Genomic DNA, 20,045 nt, shown 5'->3' with positions numbered 1-20,045 from the left:
CTTCCATCTCCATCCTCAAGCATAGGAATGAAGACCAGAAATAACAAGATTTATAACTATCAGATTCAACATAATGATAACAAACCCACCTACTACAAGCCAAGCAGATTTCATTCCAACCCATCCTCGAGATAACCTCAAGTGCAGATAAGCGCTATAGAACATCCAAGTGATAAATGCCCAAGTCTCTTTTGGGTCCCATCCCCATGGTCTTCCCCATGCTTCATTTGCCCATATCATTGCAAAGATAAGGGCTCCCAATGTAAAGAGAGGATACCCGATGGCTACACCACGATAGCTGATCTCATCTAATAACTCTGGATCTAATTTTCGCACAAGAGGATAGAGTAATTGATAGAGATTTTTTCTGACGATAGCTCGGTAGATAGCGTATAAAACTAATCCTACCACAATTCCCCAAATTACAGAATTAAATTTACTTGCTGCTTTTTCTCCTTTCATCCAAGATGGTGCTTCAAATAGAGGACCTTGATAACCAAGAAATCGATCTACTTTTACTGCTTTACTTTCATTTGGAGCAACAATTGGTGGTAGATTATATTCCTCTATCACTTGATTTCCATCCACTTGATGCGTAAAGCTCGCTTGGTATCCAAATGTTTGAAAGAGTAGAGAAGCAATCGAAAATCCAAGTAACATGACAAAAATAATCAATGTCATCTCCAAATACTTTGCATGTTTTGGCTTTTCTCCCTTCCCAACTTGATAAATAAGATAAATTAATCCTGCTACACAGGATACAGCAAAAGCACCTTGTCCCAAAGCAGCAGTAGTCACATGAATATATAACCAGTGGCTTTGAAGTGCGGGAATCAAAGGTTGAATATCTCTTGGAAAAACAGCAGCATAAGCGAGTAACACTACTGCTAATGACATTACAAATGCACCTAATACATAGGTTTTGTATATTGCAAAAATAACAATAAAAGCCAATACCAAAGCAAAACACAAAAAAGCAATAAACTCAAACATATTACTTGTTGGAAAGTGACCGCCGATCACAATTCTTGTAATCATAAATGCAACATGGATCACTACCCCTGTGATACTGAGAATGATGGCAAGTCTTCTCCACACTTTGGAACGTTTTTTTGACTCTGTTGCTACAACTACAAAAGCGATTGCAGAAACAAGATATAAGATAAAAGTCCCATATAAAAGATTGTTCATTACGGTAGTCATTCGTCTATCTCCTTCACTAGATGGCTAAAGCCGATCTGTGATAACTCCCTGCGAAGTGCGAACCAATTTTTATTTGTATGTGCTCCTAAGTACAGGATTCTATCCTGAATTCTGATCCATACTCTTCGATGTTGCCAGTAAAAGCCCATGACTAAACCTATCATGGAAATAATTCCACCGATTAAATAGATAGGCAGACTTTTTTCAACTCGAACCATTAGCCCTGCTGTATTAACCATGTCAAATCCAGCAAGCCCAATATCGTATTTATTACTTTTGGGATTTGGAAAATTCATCCCAGAAATAACTAACGAGTTCTCCCCTTTTGTTTTGCCTTTTTCTATCGTTTCAAACAAAAAAGCTGGTTGATTCGGATCTTGGGATTTTGTAACTGGAACATTATTTTCAATGGCGAAATCAGGGTAATAATCTTTGATTTTTACTCGTAAGTCTCCCACTTTATAAATCTGTGACTCGGTAATCTGGGAAAGATTTACGGAAAACACCCCGAGATTTTGCTTCGTTTTTCGATCAGTGAGCGAAAATTTAATCCCTGTCAAGTCTCCAGAGCGAAAATCGGATTGATATAATTTTAAACCTTTATAGTTTAGTGGATCATTGACTAAAATTGTTTTTTTCGTCAGCGGAACCAGTTTTCCAGCATTATCTTTTTGGTATAATACTGCTTTCGTCCTATATTTACTAACAATCGGACCCTTATTCGATTTCGCTGTTTCTTTGTAGTACTCTACCGCTGATCCTTCATTTTTCACATAGTAATGCGTTTGGGGAACACGAACAGTCTGCCCCTCTTGCACCCAAACATAATCATCTAAATTCCATCCAGGTAAATAACGTAATAAAATCCCCACTAAAAAAATAATAAGCCCGATATGATTAATATAAGGTCCCCATCTACTAAAACGACCTTTTTCAGCAAGCAGCGTATTGCCTTCTCTTCGTACATGGTATCGTTTTGCAGCTAATTTATCTGCTAAATCATCTATTTTAGCAGAAGCGTCTTCCTCAGGGATGTCCTCTTTTAGTGAAATGCGTTGTCGTTCGATAAAAACGGTGCTTTTTGCTACTTTTTGATTCTTTAAAGCTCGATACAAAGGAATAACGCGATCCAAACTACAAATCACTAAAGAAATACCAATCACCGACATTAATGTAGCAAACCACCAAGAAGAATACATATCAGAAAATCCTAATTGATAAAACCACTTTCCAAGCGTTCCATATGTTTGTTCATAGTATGTATCTGGTGATGAAGAAGGAATAAACTGCTCTTGTGGAAAAATCGTGCCAATACCAGACATGATCAGCGTGATAATAATGAAGACGATTGCAATTTTTACCGAAGAAAAAAAGTTCCAAACTTGATCGATAATCGACGATTGATAAGTGAGAGAACGACGTGCTTTCCCTTCGTATCTCATTTCTTTATCGAGCTTTTCCTTACTATCGCTTATCTCATCTAATGGCCTTCCACAATGTTCGCAAAGAACTGTTCCAAGAGGATTATTGTGACCACATTCACATTTTGTATTTTCAATCATTCTCTGCACCTAGTTTCTACCTTATTACACAGGACTTTCTTTTGCTGAGTTTTACGTATCCCTATAAAGAAGATAACATCAATGTCCGCAAATCGACTGATGTGCATAACAAAGCCTTTGCACCCTTTCCAAGGCTTGCAAACGGCAATACTATTTTATTATACAAGTAGCGTCAAATTATTTTCTTCTATTTCGGATTTCGTTCACCACTTAGTAACTTTTTCAAACCTTTCACTTCCTGAGGAGTCAGCTCCCTAAATTCACCACGCTTTAAACCTTTGATCGTAAGGTTTGCCAATCTTGTACGGATAAGATGCATGACAGGATGTCCAATTGCTTTACACATTCGACGGACTTGTCGATTTCGCCCTTCATGGATCGTCAATTTTATTTTGGCATCCTCATCTCGTTTTTGTATCATCTTTACCTCTGCAGGCGCTGTTAACCCATCCTCCAAATAAATACCTTTGCGTAATTGTTCTAAGCTATTTTCATCAGGGATGCCTTTTACAGTAGCAATGTATTGTTTTTCAATTTCAAATCGAGGATGCAACAAATGATTGGCCAGTTCGCCATCATTGGTAACTAGTAATAACCCTTCCGTATCAAAATCTAAACGTCCAACTGGATAGACCCGTTCCTCGATGTGACGAAAATAGTCTGGCACCACTTTTCGTTTTTGTGGGTCTGACATACTAGAAATCACATATAGCGGCTTATAAAAGATAAAAGTTCGCTTTTGTTCTTTTTGGATGGACTTGCCTTTTACTAGAATGCGATCTTTATCTGGATCTACTTTTGTGCCTAATTCTGTTACCACTTGTCCATTTACTTGAACTTTTCCTTCTTGTATCAACACTTCCGCCTGACGACGTGAAGCGATGCCTGCCTGTGCTAATATTTTTTGTAAACGTTCCACCAATTTGTCACCTCGTTTTCTATGTTACTTTTTTCACAAAAAAAAAGCTAGCTTTCTACTAGCGAAGGATAATCATCGTATATTTCATTATGTTACAAAAACATGAGGGAACAAACGACCAGTGACGCTACAAACCCAATAAAATCCGCCCACAGACCAACTTTTAAAGCATAGAGTGAGCGCTTAATCCCTACAGCACCAAAATATACTGTTAAAACGTATAAAGTAGTGTCAGAACTCGCTTGAATCGTAGAAGCTAGTTTTCCTAGAAAAGAATCAGGACCAAATTCTCGATATATGCTCTCTACAAAAGCGAGTGCTCCTATTCCTGATATAGGTCGTAATAAACCGATTGGTATTACTTCGCTCGGTATATGAAACCAATTAGATATAGGAGACAAAAGATGTAAATAAAATTGCATTGCTCCCGTATCACGAAAAACGGCAACCGCAACCATCATCGCTACGAGATGTGGAATAATGGAGATAACAGTAGGAAATCCTTCTTTGGCTCCTTCGACGAAACTCTCATAAATAGGTACTTTTTTAAAAAGAGCGTATAAAGGGATAAATACGATGAGAGCCGGCAACATCCATTTGGATATTAAGGTAATACATTCAAACATAAATTTATCCCTTTCTGTTATATTTTCGTTGATAGTACCGATCAATAAGAACTGCCATCGAAGTAGCGATAAAAGTTGCAATCAACGTAGGACCAATAATTTCAGTAGGGTTAAGCGAATCATATTTTAAACGCAAACCAATTACGGTCGTAGGAATTAAGGTTAACCCAGAAGTATTGATAGCCAGAAGTGTACACATAGCTGGTGTTGCAGTTTGTTTATTGGGATTTAATTTCTGTAGCTCTTCCATCGCTTTTAAACCCATAGGAGTTGCTGCGCTTCCTAATCCAAATAAATTAGCACTCATATTTGACAAAATATATCCCATAGCCGGATGATCTGCTGGAACACTAGGAAATAAAAAACGTGCAATCGGCCCTAATAACTTAGCTAATTTTCTTACTAGACCTGCATCTTGAGCAATCTGCATCATCCCCAACCAAAATACTAAAATGCTAATTAAGCCGAAACAAACGGTAATGGCATCTTTTGCACCCGTCAGTGCAGCAGAAGTGACTAGATCAATCTGGCCTTTTGCAGCTGCCGCTACCACGCCGCTAAGCAGCAAAAACATCCATATGTAATGAATCATGGTTCCACCACCCTAGTAACAACAGAAGACAGTACTTGTTCTACTCTTTGAAAATAGGTTGGTTTATCACGGTAGGCAGAGAAGATAGGAACAGAACCAATTAATTGTTCTTCCAAATAAATCTTAGCAATGCCAATTGCTTGACCGTTTGTCCGTATCGTTTCTGTTGGCGTGCTTTGTACCGTTTGAATTCGTAATTTCTTCTTCTCATCTTTGGTTAATGGATATAAAAATGATTTTCCAGCCATCATATATAGTTCTTTGTTTTGCCTATTTGTTACACCCATCAAAGCAAGAAGCTGTCCTTTTTTTACGATTACTTCTTTTTTATAATTGGCAAATCCATAATTGTACATATCAATTGCATCGTTCCAATCATTTCCATCATTTAATGTAACTGCTACAAGCTGACTTCCATTTTTTGTAGCGGAAGTGACGAGTGTTCTTCTTGCTTGTTTCGTAAAACCTGTTTTTACGCCATCTGCCCAAGGATACAATCGGAGTAATTTATTTTTGTTGTAAAATTTTTGATCCCACTCCAAATTAGGCCAATCAGTTGTTTTTACTTGCGTTTTGACTATCTGTTGAAAGACGGGATTCTTTAAAGCATAGCTAGTTAAGATAGCTAAATCTTTCGCAGATGAATAATGATTGGGTTGATCCAATCCATGTGGATTTGTAAAATGGGTATGCTGTAAACCAAGAAAACTAGCTTTTTGATTCATCAAATACACAAAACCTTCTACAGAACCTCCTACGTGTTCTGCTATTGCAGTAGCTGCATCATTTCCAGACCGTAACATAAGTCCATATAACAAATGTTCAAGAGGAACTTTCTCCCCTTTTTTCAGATATATCGAAGACCCCTCTACTCCTACTGCATTTGGTCCAACCGTGACAATACTGTCTAACTTGGATTGTTCGATTGCCACTAATGCAGTCATGATTTTGGTTAAGCTCGCTATCTTCATCTCTTTATCAGCATTTTTGGAAAATAATATCCTGCCGGAGTCTCGATCCATCAAAATTGCAGCTTGTGCAGAACCCGCTAATGGGGGAGTTGCATAAACATAGATAGGGACAAACAATATTGCAGCGATTATGACGAAATAGTACCATCGTTTCACTGGTTTCACCTCGCCCAGCTAGGGTTTGTACCAGTTTATGCGGACAAGGTAAAAAAATAGACCACTTCAAAAGATGTGATTACAACTTTACCTATTCATAAGGACAAATTACTGTAATAAATAGAAAGGATATTCGTTTACTTTCATTTTGAAATATACTAACATTTATACAAGTAAGTAGATTGATTATTCAAATGAATTTGATTTCACAGGAGTGAAAGCATGAAATTTAAATTTTTGATCATTTGTTTGATATTTATTGTAACCTTATTTCCTGCTTATGGATCTACCACAATAAGTCAAAACGTGGATAATTCTATGCCCAAAGGAGATTTGCCAGGCTGGAAGCAAGTTTTTGCAGATAACTTTAATGGTCAATATGTTCCGGTGGGAAGATTTTCGGATTGTGATCATAACACGATGGATCCTAAAAACGCCTATTGCAATGGTCTTCCTGAGCCACAAAAAAGCAACTGGTGGGCATATCCTCACGGATGGCCCGATACTGCAAAACAACGAAAGTATCCATTAGGTGGTATTTACAATCCCGAAGAAACTGTCTCCATTGAACCATTACCAAATGGAGATGGTGTCATGAAAATTAAAATGTTCAACAATGGCGGAGAAAATCAAGTTGCTGCGGTTATACCCAAAAAAATCGCCGGATCAAAATATGGTCGTTATGTCATTCGTTTTAAAGCTGAGACAACTCCAGGCTACAAACTAGCTTGGTTACAATGGCCAGATGATGATAATTCTTGTCAAGGATGTGAGATTGACTTCCCTGAACTCGAATTAGATGAAAATATATCTGCCTTTATGCACCACAATGGAGATCCAGATGGGAAAAAGCAAGATGCCTTTAACACTGGACAACCATATGGTGTTTGGCATACTGCTGAAACGGAATGGTCACCCGAGAAAGTTAGATTTATTCTAGATGGAAAGGAAGTAGGAACTTCTGAAGGTTCCAAAGTTCCCGATCAACCTATGTCCTGGATCATCCAATCCGAGAGTGCTTTAAATGGGGAACAAGCGGCTCCAAATTCATCAGCAACCATTTGGATCACATGGGTTGCAGCATATGAATATACAGGTAAGCAATAACAAATAAAACCCGTTTCTGCATAATTAGAAACGGGTTTTATTTATAATTTGAGCTAAAAACGCAAATTAAAATTTCACACATACAGGATTAGGAACCGGAATGTCGTTATGTAAAAGGCTCAATTTTCCTGTTTCTAAATCTCTTGCAAACAAAACCAGGTTATTTGAATTTTGATTGGAGGCGATGACGTACTTCTCCGTTGGATCCAATACAAAATCCCTTGGCCAATCTCCTTCTGTTGATGTCCAAGCTACAAAAGTCAATTTTTTGGTTTGAGTATCGACAGCAAAGATAGCAATGCTATTATGCCCGCGATTACCTGCATATACATATCTGCCATCACTGGAGATATGGATTGCACTCCCTTGGTTATTTTCATTAAAATCACTTGGGATAGTAGATACCGTTTGAATATCTGCAAAACTGCCATTTTCGTCATTGAAAGACAGGACAATGACTTCAGAACTAAATTCCGTCATTACATAGGCAATGTTGTGATCTTCAGGATGGAAAACAAGATGTCTCGGACCACTTCCTAGACGAATTTTCAATCGACTTACTTCCTCTAATTGTCCATTATCATCTACTTGATAAGTAATCAAATAATCACTTCCTAGTTCTACAACAGCTAAATAGTTATTATCTGGTGTCATTGCAGCAAAGTGAGTATGAGGTTTTTCTTGTCTGGGATCTGGTCCAGTACCTTCATGATGGATAATAGAAGATGGTGGAAAAACAGCTCCATTATTCGAATGGATAGGATGCGATTCTACTGTTCCTTTATGATAATTCGCACTAAAAACATAACGCTGATCTTGGTCTACACTCACATGGCAAGGAGGAGAACCAGCTGATACCTCGGCATTAATAAAGGTGAGTTCACCTAATTCATCCATAGAGAATGCAGCAACACCCCCCATATCCCCTTCTTTTAATACCGAATAAAGATATTGTTGATTTGGGCTGATCGTCAAATAAGTAGGATTATCCAATTCAGCTGCGACCTTCAGATTCGAAATCTGTCCTTCTTTGGTATCCAATTCAAATGAATAGATACCTTGACTATCTCCATTTGTATATGTTCCCACATAGCCTATAAATATTGATTTTCCCATAATGTTTAACCCCTTTACTTAACTGGATGATGGGTAAGTGATGAAAAGCATGTACAATTTATTTTAGTATATATTAAGAAGTTAGTAACACTTACACACTCTTATATGTTTTTATCCTATAAAACTACATTTGTCTCTTTATATTTTTTCAATTGTATTACTCATTAAAACCTTATTATGTATGACAAAATATAATTTTACGTTTTATCCCATCGATAATTCAACTAGAAAACCCGAGGTAGAAGTGATTACCTCGGGTTTATAGAAAATTAATCAATTGGAGTTTGCGGTGCTGATTCGCCTGTACCACAAACCCCCGCTTTTCTTTTCCCACTAAATTTACTAAACAGATTTGGTGCCATGTCAAAAATTCGATCGATTAAGTGCGCATTTCCATCCATACTGAGTAAGCGAATACCTTGTTCTCCGACTACAATAAATGCCACTGGAGTGATTGATACTCCACCACCACTACCTCCGCCGAAGGGAAAATGTTTACCATCTTGTTTCCCAGATTCATGTTCATGTCCATTGCCATTTCCATTCGATTTTGGCTTCACTCCAGCTGAAAATTCACTCCCGCCTGCTGCAAATCCAAATCCGACTTTACTAACTGGAATGATCACTTGTCCATCAGGAGTTTGTAAACGATCCAAATGACAGCAAAGTGTGAAAACCGTTCTACATACTAGACCCCTACAGAAAATTTACTTGTAAATTCGGCTTCTCATCAATTTCATCCTTCGTCCATAGTGCATTATGGATAATTGATTTATAAGCTCGATTAAGTACTTTAGGGTCTTTCTCGCTTTCTAAAGTATTTAGCACATCTTTTACTGTAGCTAACATATCTTCATTTCTTGCTTGTTCTGTTTGGTCGACTTGTTTTGCTATGATATTATACTCATCTTCAGATTTCTGTAAATGTTTTTCGTATTCTGTTTTCTTCAGTACATATTCATCTTTGGAAACTTCACCGTCAGCTCTCATATCTGTAAGATTACTGATTCTTTTTTCTATTTTTTTAATTTCCTCTAATTTTTTTTCTAACATTTCATAAAGAACTCGTCTATCTTCTAGATCTATTCCTTTTCGTATTGCCTCTTCTAATTCAATCTTTTTCTGTACAATTGCTTGTTTTAGAATTTCTTCTATTAATGAAGTTTGTCCACCGTGATTGATACATCTCATACCAAAATGGTCTCTGTAAACACAAGACTTTAAATTGTCATAAGCTCTATCTGGTCTTTTTTGAATTTGCATGGTATGCCTACATTTTGCACATACAATGATTCCAGAAAAAGCATGCTTTCCAGCCCGACTTGCTTTGGGTGTTGTTTTTTGTCGTTGGAATAGAAATTTTAATTTATCATGCTCAGTCTCCGTTTTTACTGCTGGATGACAGTTTTTATAGATAATCCACTCATCCTTCTGTTTAAAAACTACAGCTCCAGTAGAAACAGATTTTCGTTTTTTTCCAACCACAATATTTCCTAGATGCACTTCATCTAGCAACAGACGATGTACTACTGCTGGACTCCATAACCCATCTCTTGGTGAAGGAATGGACATCTTATTTAATTCCCATGCTATGTCAGTTGATGACCAACCAGTTAAAGCCCAGTCCATCATCGTACGATAAATGTTCTCTTTTCCTGGGTCAGGCTTAAGCTTTTTAGACTGTCGATTATACATATAAGGAAAAGGTGGTGTTCCATTTACCCAATTTCCTACCTTGGCCCCTCTCGCCTTACCTTGTCTCAAACGACGAGAAATTTGCTTATACTCTTGTCGAGCTATCATTCCTTGGAAATCAGCCAACATCATGTCCGATTCATCATTTAAATTGTAAACCTTTTGTGGTGTTATAATAAGAGTCTCTGAATGAGAAAAAGTTTTTTCAATCGTTGCTTGGTCGACTTTATCTCCCCTACCAAGACGATCATAGTGGACTACTAACACAGCATCATACATTTGTAGCTCAACATCTTTTAGCAATTCTTGCATTTTAGGTCTTACTGCAATACTATCACCGGTTCCAATCTCTGCATATTCAACATATGACCAATCGTTTTCTTTACACATATGCGACAGTTCTTCTCTATGCTTATCTAGATCGGAATCTAAATCTCCTCTAGACTTTCGCAAATAAACTGCAGCATTATGTACGTTTTGGATCATTTACTAACCTCCTGCGATGTATAATAATGATATATTACAATAAAAAGAGCCAAATCGCAATGGGATTTGGCGTAATTGAGCGAATATTATTTATTTGAATTTATTCTCTCTCTCCTCTTGCATCTGTTTGAATTTCATCTCTTGTACTAGTCTCAGGAAAGTCTTGCAGGCATCCGGTGAAGGACTATTATTTAATATTAATGTATATCTATCAGTCTCTATTATTTCTGGTTTTGCATGTTGTTCTTCCATTTTCTCACTCCTTAATGACAATATGTCCATTTCATGCAAACAAATATCATTCAAAAACTTATTCGGATTTATATAAATCGTTATGGTATTCAGATATTCTTACTCTGATTCGAATAAAATGGTATCTCTAAGCTATTTGAATGTGATTCAGATAGCCCACTACCCAAACATCTTCGAAGGCTATATTTTTTGTATTTGCACTTAGCTAAATACATCCACTAAATAATCTTTTCGAAGGCCTAACTCGCATAACAATTTGTATATCGATTTTTTTAACAAACTCACCTTCACTAGTTTTGACATTCTTCTTTTTTGTTTATGTAATTATTTTTAGCTCTTGTTATAATTGAAAGAAATGGCTTCAATTCTAAATTATTGTTGCTACCAACATTGAAAGTAATCAAGGGCATATTTTTTGTCTTATGAGATAAATTTGCTTGTACAGAACTATCAACATATGCAGACTCGAAACAAAATGCTCCTTCCTTATCAGTTTGTTCCGAGTCTTCATCACACAAGCAATTAGCCATTTATATTATTATTTATTGATTATTGTCAGTTACGAGAGAGCAGTGTTATGCATGATTTCTCTTGTTTTGTGGGAATTTTTAAAAAACTACAAAACGTAACATCCATGTTCCCCTCATCTTGAATACATGTTGTGTATAAGATCTTTTGTCAGAAAGCCCTTAATGTTGAAGTATGTTTTTAAGTTAAAGCGATCAGCAATAATTTTCAAATCAGAGATAGTAATATCCTCATCATTTTGCACAAGTTGACTTGCAAGTTGTATCATCCCACTACGCTGTATCAATTTAGCAGTAAAAGATTTAATACCTAAATCCTCTCCGATTAACTTGATTCTTTTATAAATAACAAATCTATCTGTTGGTTTGTTTACATCTTCTCCATTTTTGGTAATAGAAGCTCTAACAACATAATCATTTTGAACTAGATCGTTAAAATCTCTCACATTGGAGGCTTCTGTCGACATATTTCCATTCTTTTTCATGTATTGCTTTTGATCTATTGCACCTCTTATAAGTTCCATGGCACGATCACTTACTTTGATCGTCCTCTCAGTAAACTTCGATGGATATCCATTCTCATCAACCTCAAGGCTATTAATAAGAAGTAGAGTATTTTTTTCAAAGTCACAATCACTAACCTTCAAATTCCCAATTTCTGAAACTTGTTTTCCAGATAAACCTTCAAATAGTAGACGAAAAATCACAGCATCTTGATAATTAGCACATTGATCTTCATACTTACGAAGCTGTTTTTCAGTTATATACTCTTCTTTATCAGTTATATACTTATCAAAATCGTCCGAACTTAATTCTCTTAGAGGATTCTTATCTACAAGCCCTTGTTGTATACTCCAATTTAAATAACTTGAGATTATTCGTCCATAGGATTCAATAGTATGTCGATTGTTTGCTTTGAAATCATACAGTATCTTTTCTAATTCCTCTAATGAGAATTTATTTACATCTTTTCCTAGAGATTCTTCATAAGCAAGTGTATTATAAAAAATCCTAGAATAATATCTAATTGTTCCTTCATTATTTGTAACAGATTTAAGAAATTCATTTTTTACTTCAGGATTAAATAAAGAAATGTTATTTTCTTTTTTCATAAATTTTTTCACTCCCAAAATTCACTTCATCACTAGTTTTCCATAAAAGCAAAAAATAATAAAACCTCCACGTAAATTTCTTTGCTCATATTAGCTCCACCTCCATCAAACAATCTTTATTCCCTTGTAGATTATATTTGCTTTACAACAACTTGTACGATATCTATTGTGTTTAAATCTCCTTGCACTCTCAGCTATTGTATTTTGACATTGTTCACATACATATACATGCGCCTTACCCTTAAGCTTCATGACTCCTGTTTTTACAACACCTAATCTCTTTAATTCTTTCTCAAAATAAGGATCACCATCATTGTATGGTTTCTCCATCATAAAACAAGCATAATGGACTAACTCATGTTTTAAAACATCTATTACTTCATTTTCAGTGTAATTAAAAAATAGTTTTTTTGATAATTCGATTCGAACAGCTTTTGTACTTTCATATTGCTTTTTTCTAAATATTGTTCTCCCAAGTGCTCTAGATAACCTACCATTTAACTGGATAGGTATATCCAAATGCAATCCATATTCTTCTTGAAGAAAATCGTTTGCAATTTGAGTCATTCTGTTTATCGTCATTGTCAAACATATCTCCCCCAATTTAACATTTCATCTCGTTAATTATATCATTATTTTTTGCTTTTTTGCTAAATAGAACCTTCCGAAGCTAAAAGAATCTCAAAGACAAACTAAATAGTTTGTTAAGCAAATTACACAATGTACAAAATGTTTTATATCAAATCTGACTCCCTTTATGACAGTTTTTGGAGCGGAAAACAGCATACAGCGATGACTATCTATAAATGTATGATGAAAATCGTTAGGTAAAACATCTATATCTACCATCTTCCGATTAAAAGAGTCTTATTTCTTCCAGATAGGACTTTTTTTATTTTTTGTAATAAGAATGTAATTAAAATATAACATTATCTACTATAAATAATACATTATAATGCTTTTATCTGCGAAAATGGAGTGAACATGGTGAATTTTAGAGAACTTAAGCATAGTGCAAGACAATCTTTAACAGGAAAATGGGGCTTAGCAATTGTTTCCATACTGTTATACAATTTTTTAAGTTCGCCTTTTGATTTTGTACTTACACCATTTTATTATTTTTATCAAATTGTAGAGCCAAAGTTGTATGAAAACAGCGAGATATTCAGTATATTAGTTTCCCAACTAAACATCATCCAAGATCCAAAATCATGGGGTGAATGGATTGATAATATAGATATAATTTGGTCTCTATTAGTCGGGGGAGGGTTATATCTCGGATGTAATCAAATTTTTTTAGCAATTGTAAGAAACAAAATAACCATAACTTCAGACTTATTTACTTATTTTCGATCTGTCAAGCTTTTTATTAGAGGCATTTGGTCTGTGATACTTCCCACGATCTATATCGTTTTGTGGTCGCTTTTACTCCTTGTCCCTGGAATTATAAAAGGTTTATCTTATGCCATGACTAACTATATTCTTATTGACCATCCAAACTTGTCCGTTAATGAAGCAATCACTCACAGCCGTCATATAATGCATGGTCATAAATGGAGATTTTTCTTACTTAATTTATCTTTTATAGGATGGGGCTTATTATGTATTCCTACCCTAGGAATCGGCTTTATATGGCTTATTCCATATATGGAAGCTACATTTGCAACATTTTATTTAGATTTATTAGATAAGAACGAATCATCCTCTATTGAAATCAAAGATGTACTCTCATAAAGTATTATGAAAATAAAAACAACATCTGCATGCAAAATCCGACTATTTCACTATATAAACACGTTCTAATAAACATTCCGAAATAACCCCAAAGATATGTTCATCTTGGGGTTATTTATATTCATTCCTTTTGTCTTCAACAACTCCAACTACGGATATGATTGGTTACCAATATTTCTTAACAGTGCTTTCGTGTAAATTCTATTGTTTTACTCATTAAACGACCCCTTTCATTACTGGATATCAATTCAAATAAAAAAAGATACAAAACTTACTCTTAATATTCATTAAAAAGACAATATATATTATTATATGTAACTTTTGTATCTTTTTTCTCTTTTCTGCAACATATAATATGCCATTATTTTATGCTATTGTAAAGTTAGCACACCACTAACTCCTTTATTTATAAGAATTTATAACCATATTAAAATTTAAAGGAGGTGCTAACAAGCTCCAATTTTCATCCGCAATGCTTCTGAAAATTTACGTTGACGCTACCACCCCCTTTGACCCCCTCAACGTCTGATTACAATTCCCTTTTCACGTTAGTCAGAATAGGTAGAATTTGGTGTATAATTAACATATAACAACTAACTTTTTTATGAGGGGAGGAAATCGTTTGGACATTACAAAGTTAAGAAAGTCCCAACAAATTGAATTTATCAATGGAGATGGTTATTATGTGGGAGCTACATTAACTGGATTCCTTCATGGCCCTGATTTTGCTGATGAACTAACTAGACTCCTAGAGGAAAAACAGAGTGAAAACACATTCGCTGAAATACATCAAATTAAAAAATATTCAGATGAACATGGTTTCATAATTATCTTTAATTTATACAACTAACTGAAATTGGCAGTTTTTATCCTTTTAAAATTTTTTAAATGAGGTGTTAATAGTGATAGATGAAGATAAATTATTGGAATGGCTTGCGAATCAGATTAAGGATCAGGACGAAAAGGCAGCGGAATATTCCGAATCTGGTGACATGGATAGGTTTTTAACTTGTATTGGTGCTTCTAACGTATTATCTTTTCTTACTTATCAGATTATGATAGGTACTTTCAAAAAGTAAATATTAGGGGTCGATCTTGTGAGAGATCTGGCTTGTAATTTGTAATCATATCAGGCTATGACTTGACTTGTTCAAGTTTGGCAAGGTCTCGGAGTGTCCCTACCCCTGTCGGACGCACTCCCCATATCTTAATAATACAAGTCAATTAAGCCCCTCCTATTTCGTTCATCTAATAACAATCCAATAAATACATCACCTATACACAGTGTTAAAATTGTATAGGTGATTATTATGTACATTTCTCCCCTGTTACTCCACAGAACAGATAAACCATCCAACAACCATGATGATATATGTGAATTAAAAATAGATGGAATCAGACTTCTTCTCTCTACTGTCGATGGAAAAATCTGTGTTACGTATACTCAAGGTAAGCCTTGCTTTGAGTCAACCTCGAAAAGATTTCAAGCATCCAACACCAAGAAAATAACCATTCTTAAAACTCAACTACCTATCCTCTTAAAGTAATAATTAGACCAAAAAAATATCAGAAGAGGAGATCTCTTCTGACTATTGCTCAAGAATCTATACTCTTTTAAAATCTCCCTGTTTGAATGGATGAAATTCGGTCATTCCAAAAATCACCTGCATAAAGGCCTATATTCCAAATATACAAGGGGGTGGAGTCTATATTGCCAATTCCCAAAAACGCTCCTCCATAATTCTCGTGTTCATACAACTTTACCCAAGACTGTGGTGCAACAATCAGAGATGAAATTCGGTCATTCCAAAAGTTTCCGACATTGGATTGCGAATCTCCAGTAGGCAAGCCATAAGAAGCACCTTCAAAGTCAGCATGTTCAAAGAAGGAGTTAACGCCATATTCTGCATGAACATCCCTTGGCTTGACAGAACGACGTTGTTGGTCTACAAACGCATTAAACTTTTCTTTCGTTGTAAAACCAAGCACTTTCGTTCCATGTTTACTTACGACAACGAACACTCCAGCGATATTCTTGTGTTTTTGAGGGGAGTATTTTACACCGTCTACTGATTCGATTTTGAGATCTTTAATGGACACATTTTTAGCAGAACTTGCTTCCCCAACCGAACTACCCATACCTAGAAAAGAGACACTCAACACAAACATTATTACAAAAATCAAAGCTTTTTTTTTCAAAATCTTCATCACAGTAGTCTCCTAATTAAATATTGCGAATATATATATTTATACTATATTACATAATAATAAGAAATATACCATTTATTGGGCAGATAGCGACGAAATCGAGCTTTGTTCCCCCTGCTCCATAACAAAGAGAACTCACCTCTGTTTGATGAGTTCTTTAACTATATTCTGGAAAACTATAATATTAGGATAAAACAAACTCAGAAATGGCCCTAATAGCCTTCTAGAACGATTCTAAGAGATGATCTAAATGGTAATGTAAATGGTATTACCATTCACTAAAATGCTCTCATTGGAAATCCACGATACCATATGAAACTTAATATTTAGACAATTAAATTCCGCTTATACTGAACACTCCTCTATTAGTTTTTGTTGAAATATATGGTAAAATTGCTTCAGAAGGAGGATTTGAAATATGGAACCAGTTTCTTATGATAAATTCGATCCTGATTTACCTAAAAGATTCCCTGAAGTGTATAATGACAAAAATCTGTCTGAAGCTGCCAAGTTTATTTTTTCTGTAATATATTCTTATATTACTAACACCAGAGAAGATATCCCTAAAAACATTGAAGTGAATTTCAAAAACATACAAGATATAATGCTTCCTGATGGATGGGAGCTGCCGACACAGGAGCTATCAGTAGCTGGATACTTACCAAATAGATTAAATATCCCAGAAGTCAGAGAAAAGAATCAGAAGAAAATGTTGCTCGAATATCTTGAAATAACGAGTGAAATGCTGTCCGAGAAATTCAAAGAAGGAGAATTCGATGAGGAAGATAAATTCCTTCTTGTGTCTCTCTTAAGACATCGCATGCATAATTTAAAGAAGGAATACCGCAAAGCTAAAGAATCTGGACAAGATGCAGACCATTTAATGGACGAAGAGTGGCATTTGGGAAGCGTTCTTATTGGAGATTTTGGTTGTAAACATGATCTTGACACAGTTATTAAACATCCTGATTTACATAAATTCGATAGAGATATATAAAAAGACAGAGTCATTATGTGGCTCTTTCTTTGTGTCTGTTAGGGAAGTGGTACCTCTTTCCACTTATTTGTGTTATCTGAATTTTGGTTGTTTATATCATTATACGTTAACTCATGGGAATACTTCCCCACAGTTACTAGCCAAGGACTGGTTTCATTTTGCTTTCTGACACGTACCTTATAAGTAACTTCTGTATCTGGTACATAAATGTAAAAATCTTTTTTCAACTTTTCTTGCTTACCATATTGAAGTACTAATACACTTTTGGGGACTACATTATTTAAATTTGTTTCCGAATGTTCAATCTCGAATCCAGTAAAATCTTTATATCGGTTATCTACCAATTTGCAGATGAACGTATTGAGGATGGAGTTAGAGAGATCAAGGAAGAACTTGGTATTGATGTTCCGTTTAAAAAACTACGATCATTGGGAATAAGGCAGACTCCTCCAACTGCTATATCTATATAATTTGGTCTGTCAAAAGGATAAAGATCGGGTGATTTTTTCTGTAGTAACATTGTCCTGTTTTCGCTATTAATTACAATACAAGTGAAGACTCGATGTCATAAGCTTTCCTTGTGTGTTTCTTCTTTTGAAGCCTGTCCAACATGTTCGTATTGATCAGAAAAAATATCAATAATTTCGCTTCCCATGTTCCACATTAAACTCCTTGCGACTGTTTTTTTTGGATCAAATCTAAAATTTGTTATCCTCTTGAAATGACCCAAGGATCGCTAAGGGGAAGATTGAATCCAGTAACTGATTCAGAAAAATCCCTGAAAGCATCAGCATAAACTCCCTCATATGCTAATTCAGGATTTTTTTCTGTAACTCTGCCAATTCTTTAGCCCATTGGTCATAAGTAGAATCAGGTATTATTGAAGTGTTCATTCTGTAATACAGAAAAGAATGAATTAGGATTTGCCGACAGCGACGATTAATTAATTCCAGTACGGAATTATGCATTTAAATGTCCTCCAAATTAATAATCGTTCTTTCTAAGTTTATTTAAGTTCAAGTGAATAACCAGAGGATTTTTCGTGGAGTAAAACACGAATATCTGGATACCAAGGCATTAACCGTTCAGCTTCAGCAATATTCAACCATTTAATTTGTTTTATGCTTGAATCGTTGTTTTCTTCTTTTCCACCCACAATATTTGCACGAAATGTAAAAAACAAAACATGTTCTTCTTCTGTTATCTGCTCGTTTACATTTACCAAATCAGTTACTTCAATATCTAAGCCAGTCTCCTCTTTTGTTTCTCTTATTATTGCATGCACTAGAGATTCATTTTCCTCTCTTTTACCACCTGCTAGACTCCATGAATTTACATTTTCCACTATAAGAACCTTCTCTGTTTCCTGATCAAAAACAAGCGCATAAACAACATCTAATCGTCTTTTTTTCATTAGTTAGATCCTGCCTTTTCTAAAATACTCAATCCAATTTCATACTAATTGTTGAATTCTGATCGCAACAATCCATACACTACCGAATCACAATAAGTTCCATTTTGTACTGTAACTTTTCTTAAAACTCCTTATTGAACAAATCCCAATCTTTTTGGTATAGCACGACTTTTCACGTTTGATGTCATAGGAGCGGTATTAAAAGAAGCAGGACAACCTCGTCTTAAAAGAAATTCACGAAAGAGTTTGCTCTAAGTTGGAAACGGATATTAAAATGGCTAATTTCCGAAATAATATTATAACTAGGCTGTAAAAAGCAATGAGAAAATATCCAGAGCAAGTCACGGATACTATCAATACAAATCCACTTGATAAAATGCTGATTTTATCAAGTAGCAAACCTGCTCTATTAAGCAGGTTTTGATTTTCTAATTAGTATTAAAATCGATTTATTTGGTCGTTTATTTCAAGGGGCTTATGTTGGATAAAATTCGAGCATAATAAATCAATATGAATTCTCTTTCTTATGTCTAATCCTTTGTTCTTCTATATTATGATAAGAATTAGTATAAATTTGATTATCAACATTTAATGAATCTGATATATTATGCCATTCGGCTTTCTTATCCAAATAGTGAAAATGGTATGTTATAAAACGATTATACTTTTCCCTAACTTCTTTAACGTAAATATAACCGGAGATAGGCTCACTAAGGGTAGTGGAAATTTCAAACATAAAAAGAGCTACATTTAATGGTTTCATGGATACAACAAAAGCATAAATCGGAATTTCAATAGAAAACACTTCACCGTAAGAAATAGTTTTCGGAGTAGAGGTGAGTATATCGTTTGAACTAATGTCTGTAGGTTTTGAGCCTGCGGATACATCAATGGTTAAAATTTCTACGTTATATATATGTACCTGAACCGCTTTGACATTAGTAAAATGAAGATATACTTTATCTATACGATTTTCTTTATTTACATTTACGCTAGTTTTCAATTTAGGCTTTAGTGCTTCTTTTTCTTTTCTTCTTGCTTCTTCTTCTTTTTTTCTTGCTTCTTCCATTTGCTCTATAGCTAGTTGAGTTTGTTGTAAACTAGCATCTGTTTGTTGCTGAGAATATTTTGTTTGTTTCCATAAAAACCACACTGTTATCAAAGTTACTATTCCGCTAAACCACTGACCTAACATTGCCCACAATTCAACGTTTACCCAACCATTTAATAAAATCCAAGTATGAATACTTTGAAACATTAACTCACACTCCATTTGAGTTTATAATATTGTCTGCTGGGTTTATCATTTATGTATATTTCAGTAATTCATGCTTTACACCATGTTTATTTTTAATTTTATATAAATTC

21 protein-coding genes are annotated in these 20,045 nt (G+C 35.0%); 5 read left to right on the top strand and 16 right to left on the bottom strand.

What is annotated here, in order from left to right; translation table 11 throughout:
* Nucleotides 1-15 precede the first annotated feature (15 nt).
* The 6 genes from ccsB to AC5WOF_RS09835 all read right to left on the bottom strand — a co-directional run bounded on the left by ccsB (nucleotide 16) and on the right by AC5WOF_RS09835 (nucleotide 6,029).
* A complete protein-coding gene (gene ccsB, locus AC5WOF_RS09860; protein ID WP_496049786.1) occupies nucleotides 16-1,203 on the bottom strand; it encodes a c-type cytochrome biogenesis protein CcsB in 1,188 nt (395 codons plus the stop codon).
* On the bottom strand, nucleotides 1,200-2,765 hold the full coding sequence (gene resB, locus AC5WOF_RS09855; RefSeq protein WP_496049964.1) for a cytochrome c biogenesis protein ResB: 1,566 nt from the start codon (nucleotides 2,763-2,765) through the stop codon (nucleotides 1,200-1,202). The genes ccsB and resB overlap by 4 nt, the downstream gene beginning before the upstream one ends.
* 187 nt (nucleotides 2,766-2,952) lie before the next feature.
* Nucleotides 2,953-3,684, bottom strand: coding sequence for a pseudouridine synthase (locus AC5WOF_RS09850; protein WP_496049785.1), 732 nt, complete (start codon nucleotides 3,682-3,684; stop codon nucleotides 2,953-2,955).
* A 92-nt stretch (nucleotides 3,685-3,776) separates the two neighbouring features.
* Entirely contained in the window at nucleotides 3,777-4,310 is a 534-nt protein-coding gene (locus AC5WOF_RS09845) for a spore maturation protein (RefSeq protein ID WP_496049784.1), read from the bottom strand.
* 4 nt (nucleotides 4,311-4,314) lie between these two features.
* Nucleotides 4,315-4,902: a nucleoside recognition domain-containing protein gene (locus AC5WOF_RS09840; RefSeq protein ID WP_496049783.1), complete on the bottom strand. Its 588-nt coding sequence runs from the start codon at nucleotides 4,900-4,902 to the stop codon at nucleotides 4,315-4,317.
* Nucleotides 4,899-6,029 (bottom strand): D-alanyl-D-alanine carboxypeptidase family protein, encoded by a 1,131-nt coding sequence (locus AC5WOF_RS09835; RefSeq protein ID WP_496049782.1) that lies wholly within the window; start codon nucleotides 6,027-6,029, stop codon nucleotides 4,899-4,901. Before AC5WOF_RS09835 ends, AC5WOF_RS09840 begins: the two co-directional genes overlap by 4 nt.
* 222 nt (nucleotides 6,030-6,251) lie before the next feature.
* Here AC5WOF_RS09835 and AC5WOF_RS09830 point away from each other — a divergent pair, with 222 nt between their 5' ends.
* The gene (locus AC5WOF_RS09830) at nucleotides 6,252-7,136 is read left to right on the top strand and encodes a glycoside hydrolase family 16 protein (RefSeq protein ID WP_496049781.1); all 885 of its coding nucleotides are present in this window, start codon (nucleotides 6,252-6,254) and stop codon (nucleotides 7,134-7,136) included.
* Between the two features lie 66 nt (nucleotides 7,137-7,202).
* Here the strand turns inward: AC5WOF_RS09830 and AC5WOF_RS09825 are convergent, their stop codons facing one another.
* The 6 genes from AC5WOF_RS09825 to AC5WOF_RS09800 all read right to left on the bottom strand — a co-directional run bounded on the left by AC5WOF_RS09825 (nucleotide 7,203) and on the right by AC5WOF_RS09800 (nucleotide 12,906).
* Entirely contained in the window at nucleotides 7,203-8,252 is a 1,050-nt protein-coding gene (locus tag AC5WOF_RS09825; RefSeq protein ID WP_496049780.1) for a lactonase family protein, read from the bottom strand.
* 269 nt (nucleotides 8,253-8,521) lie between these two features.
* A complete protein-coding gene (locus tag AC5WOF_RS09820) occupies nucleotides 8,522-8,908 on the bottom strand; it encodes a spore germination protein GerW family protein (RefSeq protein WP_496049779.1) in 387 nt (128 codons plus the stop codon).
* A 40-nt stretch (nucleotides 8,909-8,948) separates the two neighbouring features.
* Nucleotides 8,949-10,433, bottom strand: a complete 1,485-nt coding sequence (locus tag AC5WOF_RS09815; protein ID WP_496049778.1) for a recombinase family protein — start codon at nucleotides 10,431-10,433, stop codon at nucleotides 8,949-8,951.
* 90 nt (nucleotides 10,434-10,523) lie between these two features.
* The gene (locus tag AC5WOF_RS09810) at nucleotides 10,524-10,685 is read right to left on the bottom strand and encodes a hypothetical protein (RefSeq protein ID WP_496049777.1); all 162 of its coding nucleotides are present in this window, start codon (nucleotides 10,683-10,685) and stop codon (nucleotides 10,524-10,526) included.
* A gap of 643 nt (nucleotides 10,686-11,328) precedes the next feature.
* Complete coding sequence (locus AC5WOF_RS09805) at nucleotides 11,329-12,324, bottom strand: phage lytic cycle repressor MrpR family protein (protein WP_496049776.1); 996 nt, start codon at nucleotides 12,322-12,324, stop codon at nucleotides 11,329-11,331.
* 105 nt (nucleotides 12,325-12,429) lie between these two features.
* Nucleotides 12,430-12,906, bottom strand: coding sequence for a SprT-like domain-containing protein (locus tag AC5WOF_RS09800; RefSeq protein ID WP_496049963.1), 477 nt, complete (start codon nucleotides 12,904-12,906; stop codon nucleotides 12,430-12,432).
* A 405-nt stretch (nucleotides 12,907-13,311) separates the two neighbouring features.
* On the opposite strand from AC5WOF_RS09800, the gene AC5WOF_RS09795 reads away from it, so the two are divergent.
* The 3 genes from AC5WOF_RS09795 (at nucleotide 13,312) to AC5WOF_RS09785 (ending at nucleotide 15,137) form a co-directional block, all read left to right on the top strand.
* A complete protein-coding gene (locus AC5WOF_RS09795) occupies nucleotides 13,312-14,058 on the top strand; it encodes a DUF975 family protein (RefSeq protein ID WP_496049775.1) in 747 nt (248 codons plus the stop codon).
* 622 nt (nucleotides 14,059-14,680) lie between these two features.
* Nucleotides 14,681-14,908 carry a hypothetical protein gene (locus AC5WOF_RS09790; protein ID WP_496049774.1) on the top strand — a complete coding sequence of 76 codons (228 nt, stop codon included), beginning with the start codon at nucleotides 14,681-14,683 and terminating at the stop codon, nucleotides 14,906-14,908.
* A 52-nt stretch (nucleotides 14,909-14,960) separates the two neighbouring features.
* On the top strand, nucleotides 14,961-15,137 hold the full coding sequence (locus tag AC5WOF_RS09785) for a hypothetical protein (RefSeq protein WP_496049773.1): 177 nt from the start codon (nucleotides 14,961-14,963) through the stop codon (nucleotides 15,135-15,137).
* Between the two features lie 535 nt (nucleotides 15,138-15,672).
* On the opposite strand, the gene AC5WOF_RS09780 is transcribed toward AC5WOF_RS09785, so the two are convergent.
* Complete coding sequence (locus AC5WOF_RS09780) at nucleotides 15,673-16,266, bottom strand: beta/gamma crystallin domain-containing protein (protein WP_496049772.1); 594 nt, start codon at nucleotides 16,264-16,266, stop codon at nucleotides 15,673-15,675.
* A gap of 418 nt (nucleotides 16,267-16,684) precedes the next feature.
* Here AC5WOF_RS09780 and AC5WOF_RS09775 point away from each other — a divergent pair, with 418 nt between their 5' ends.
* Nucleotides 16,685-17,263 (top strand): hypothetical protein, encoded by a 579-nt coding sequence (locus tag AC5WOF_RS09775; RefSeq protein ID WP_496049771.1) that lies wholly within the window; start codon nucleotides 16,685-16,687, stop codon nucleotides 17,261-17,263.
* Nucleotides 17,264-18,072: 809 nt separating this feature from the next.
* Here the strand turns inward: AC5WOF_RS09775 and AC5WOF_RS09770 are convergent.
* The 3 genes from AC5WOF_RS09770 to AC5WOF_RS09760 all read right to left on the bottom strand — a co-directional run bounded on the left by AC5WOF_RS09770 (nucleotide 18,073) and on the right by AC5WOF_RS09760 (nucleotide 19,935).
* Nucleotides 18,073-18,231: a DNA ligase LigA-related protein gene (locus AC5WOF_RS09770; protein WP_496049770.1), complete on the bottom strand. Its 159-nt coding sequence runs from the start codon at nucleotides 18,229-18,231 to the stop codon at nucleotides 18,073-18,075.
* A gap of 38 nt (nucleotides 18,232-18,269) precedes the next feature.
* Nucleotides 18,270-18,677, bottom strand: a complete 408-nt coding sequence (locus AC5WOF_RS09765) for an NUDIX hydrolase (RefSeq protein ID WP_496049769.1) — start codon at nucleotides 18,675-18,677, stop codon at nucleotides 18,270-18,272.
* A 505-nt stretch (nucleotides 18,678-19,182) separates the two neighbouring features.
* Nucleotides 19,183-19,935, bottom strand: a complete 753-nt coding sequence (locus AC5WOF_RS09760) for a hypothetical protein (protein WP_496049768.1) — start codon at nucleotides 19,933-19,935, stop codon at nucleotides 19,183-19,185.
* Nucleotides 19,936-20,045 lie beyond the last annotated feature (110 nt).

Source organism: Shimazuella sp. NTD250 (assembly GCF_059510375.1).
Note: the sequence above shows the minus strand (reverse complement) of the source record. Positions and strands in the feature narration are given on the sequence as shown.

Bases quoted from the DNA above. Each gene is read 5' to 3' on its own strand.
- AC5WOF_RS09825 (WP_496049780.1), bottom strand. From the start codon at position 8,252: ATGGGAAAATCAATATTTATAGGCTATGTGGGAACATATACAAATGGA.
- AC5WOF_RS09800 (WP_496049963.1), bottom strand. From the start codon at position 12,906: ATGACGATAAACAGAATGACTCAAATTGCAAACGATTTTCTTCAAGAA.
- AC5WOF_RS09765 (WP_496049769.1), bottom strand. From the start codon at position 18,677: ATGAAAAAAAGACGATTAGATGTTGTTTATGCGCTTGTTTTTGATCAG.
- AC5WOF_RS09840 (WP_496049783.1), bottom strand. From the start codon at position 4,902: ATGATTCATTACATATGGATGTTTTTGCTGCTTAGCGGCGTGGTAGCG.
- AC5WOF_RS09810 (WP_496049777.1), bottom strand. From the start codon at position 10,685: ATGGAAGAACAACATGCAAAACCAGAAATAATAGAGACTGATAGATAT.
- AC5WOF_RS09805 (WP_496049776.1), bottom strand. From the start codon at position 12,324: ATGAAAAAAGAAAATAACATTTCTTTATTTAATCCTGAAGTAAAAAAT.
- AC5WOF_RS09815 (WP_496049778.1), bottom strand. From the start codon at position 10,433: ATGATCCAAAACGTACATAATGCTGCAGTTTATTTGCGAAAGTCTAGA.
- AC5WOF_RS09780 (WP_496049772.1), bottom strand. From the start codon at position 16,266: ATGAAGATTTTGAAAAAAAAAGCTTTGATTTTTGTAATAATGTTTGTG.
- resB (WP_496049964.1), bottom strand. From the start codon at position 2,765: ATGATTGAAAATACAAAATGTGAATGTGGTCACAATAATCCTCTTGGA.
- AC5WOF_RS09760 (WP_496049768.1), bottom strand. From the start codon at position 19,935: ATGTTTCAAAGTATTCATACTTGGATTTTATTAAATGGTTGGGTAAAC.
- AC5WOF_RS09770 (WP_496049770.1), bottom strand. From the start codon at position 18,231: ATGCATAATTCCGTACTGGAATTAATTAATCGTCGCTGTCGGCAAATC.
- AC5WOF_RS09845 (WP_496049784.1), bottom strand. From the start codon at position 4,310: ATGTTTGAATGTATTACCTTAATATCCAAATGGATGTTGCCGGCTCTC.
- AC5WOF_RS09830 (WP_496049781.1), top strand. From the start codon at position 6,252: ATGAAATTTAAATTTTTGATCATTTGTTTGATATTTATTGTAACCTTA.
- ccsB (WP_496049786.1), bottom strand. From the start codon at position 1,203: ATGACTACCGTAATGAACAATCTTTTATATGGGACTTTTATCTTATAT.
- AC5WOF_RS09775 (WP_496049771.1), top strand. From the start codon at position 16,685: ATGGAACCAGTTTCTTATGATAAATTCGATCCTGATTTACCTAAAAGA.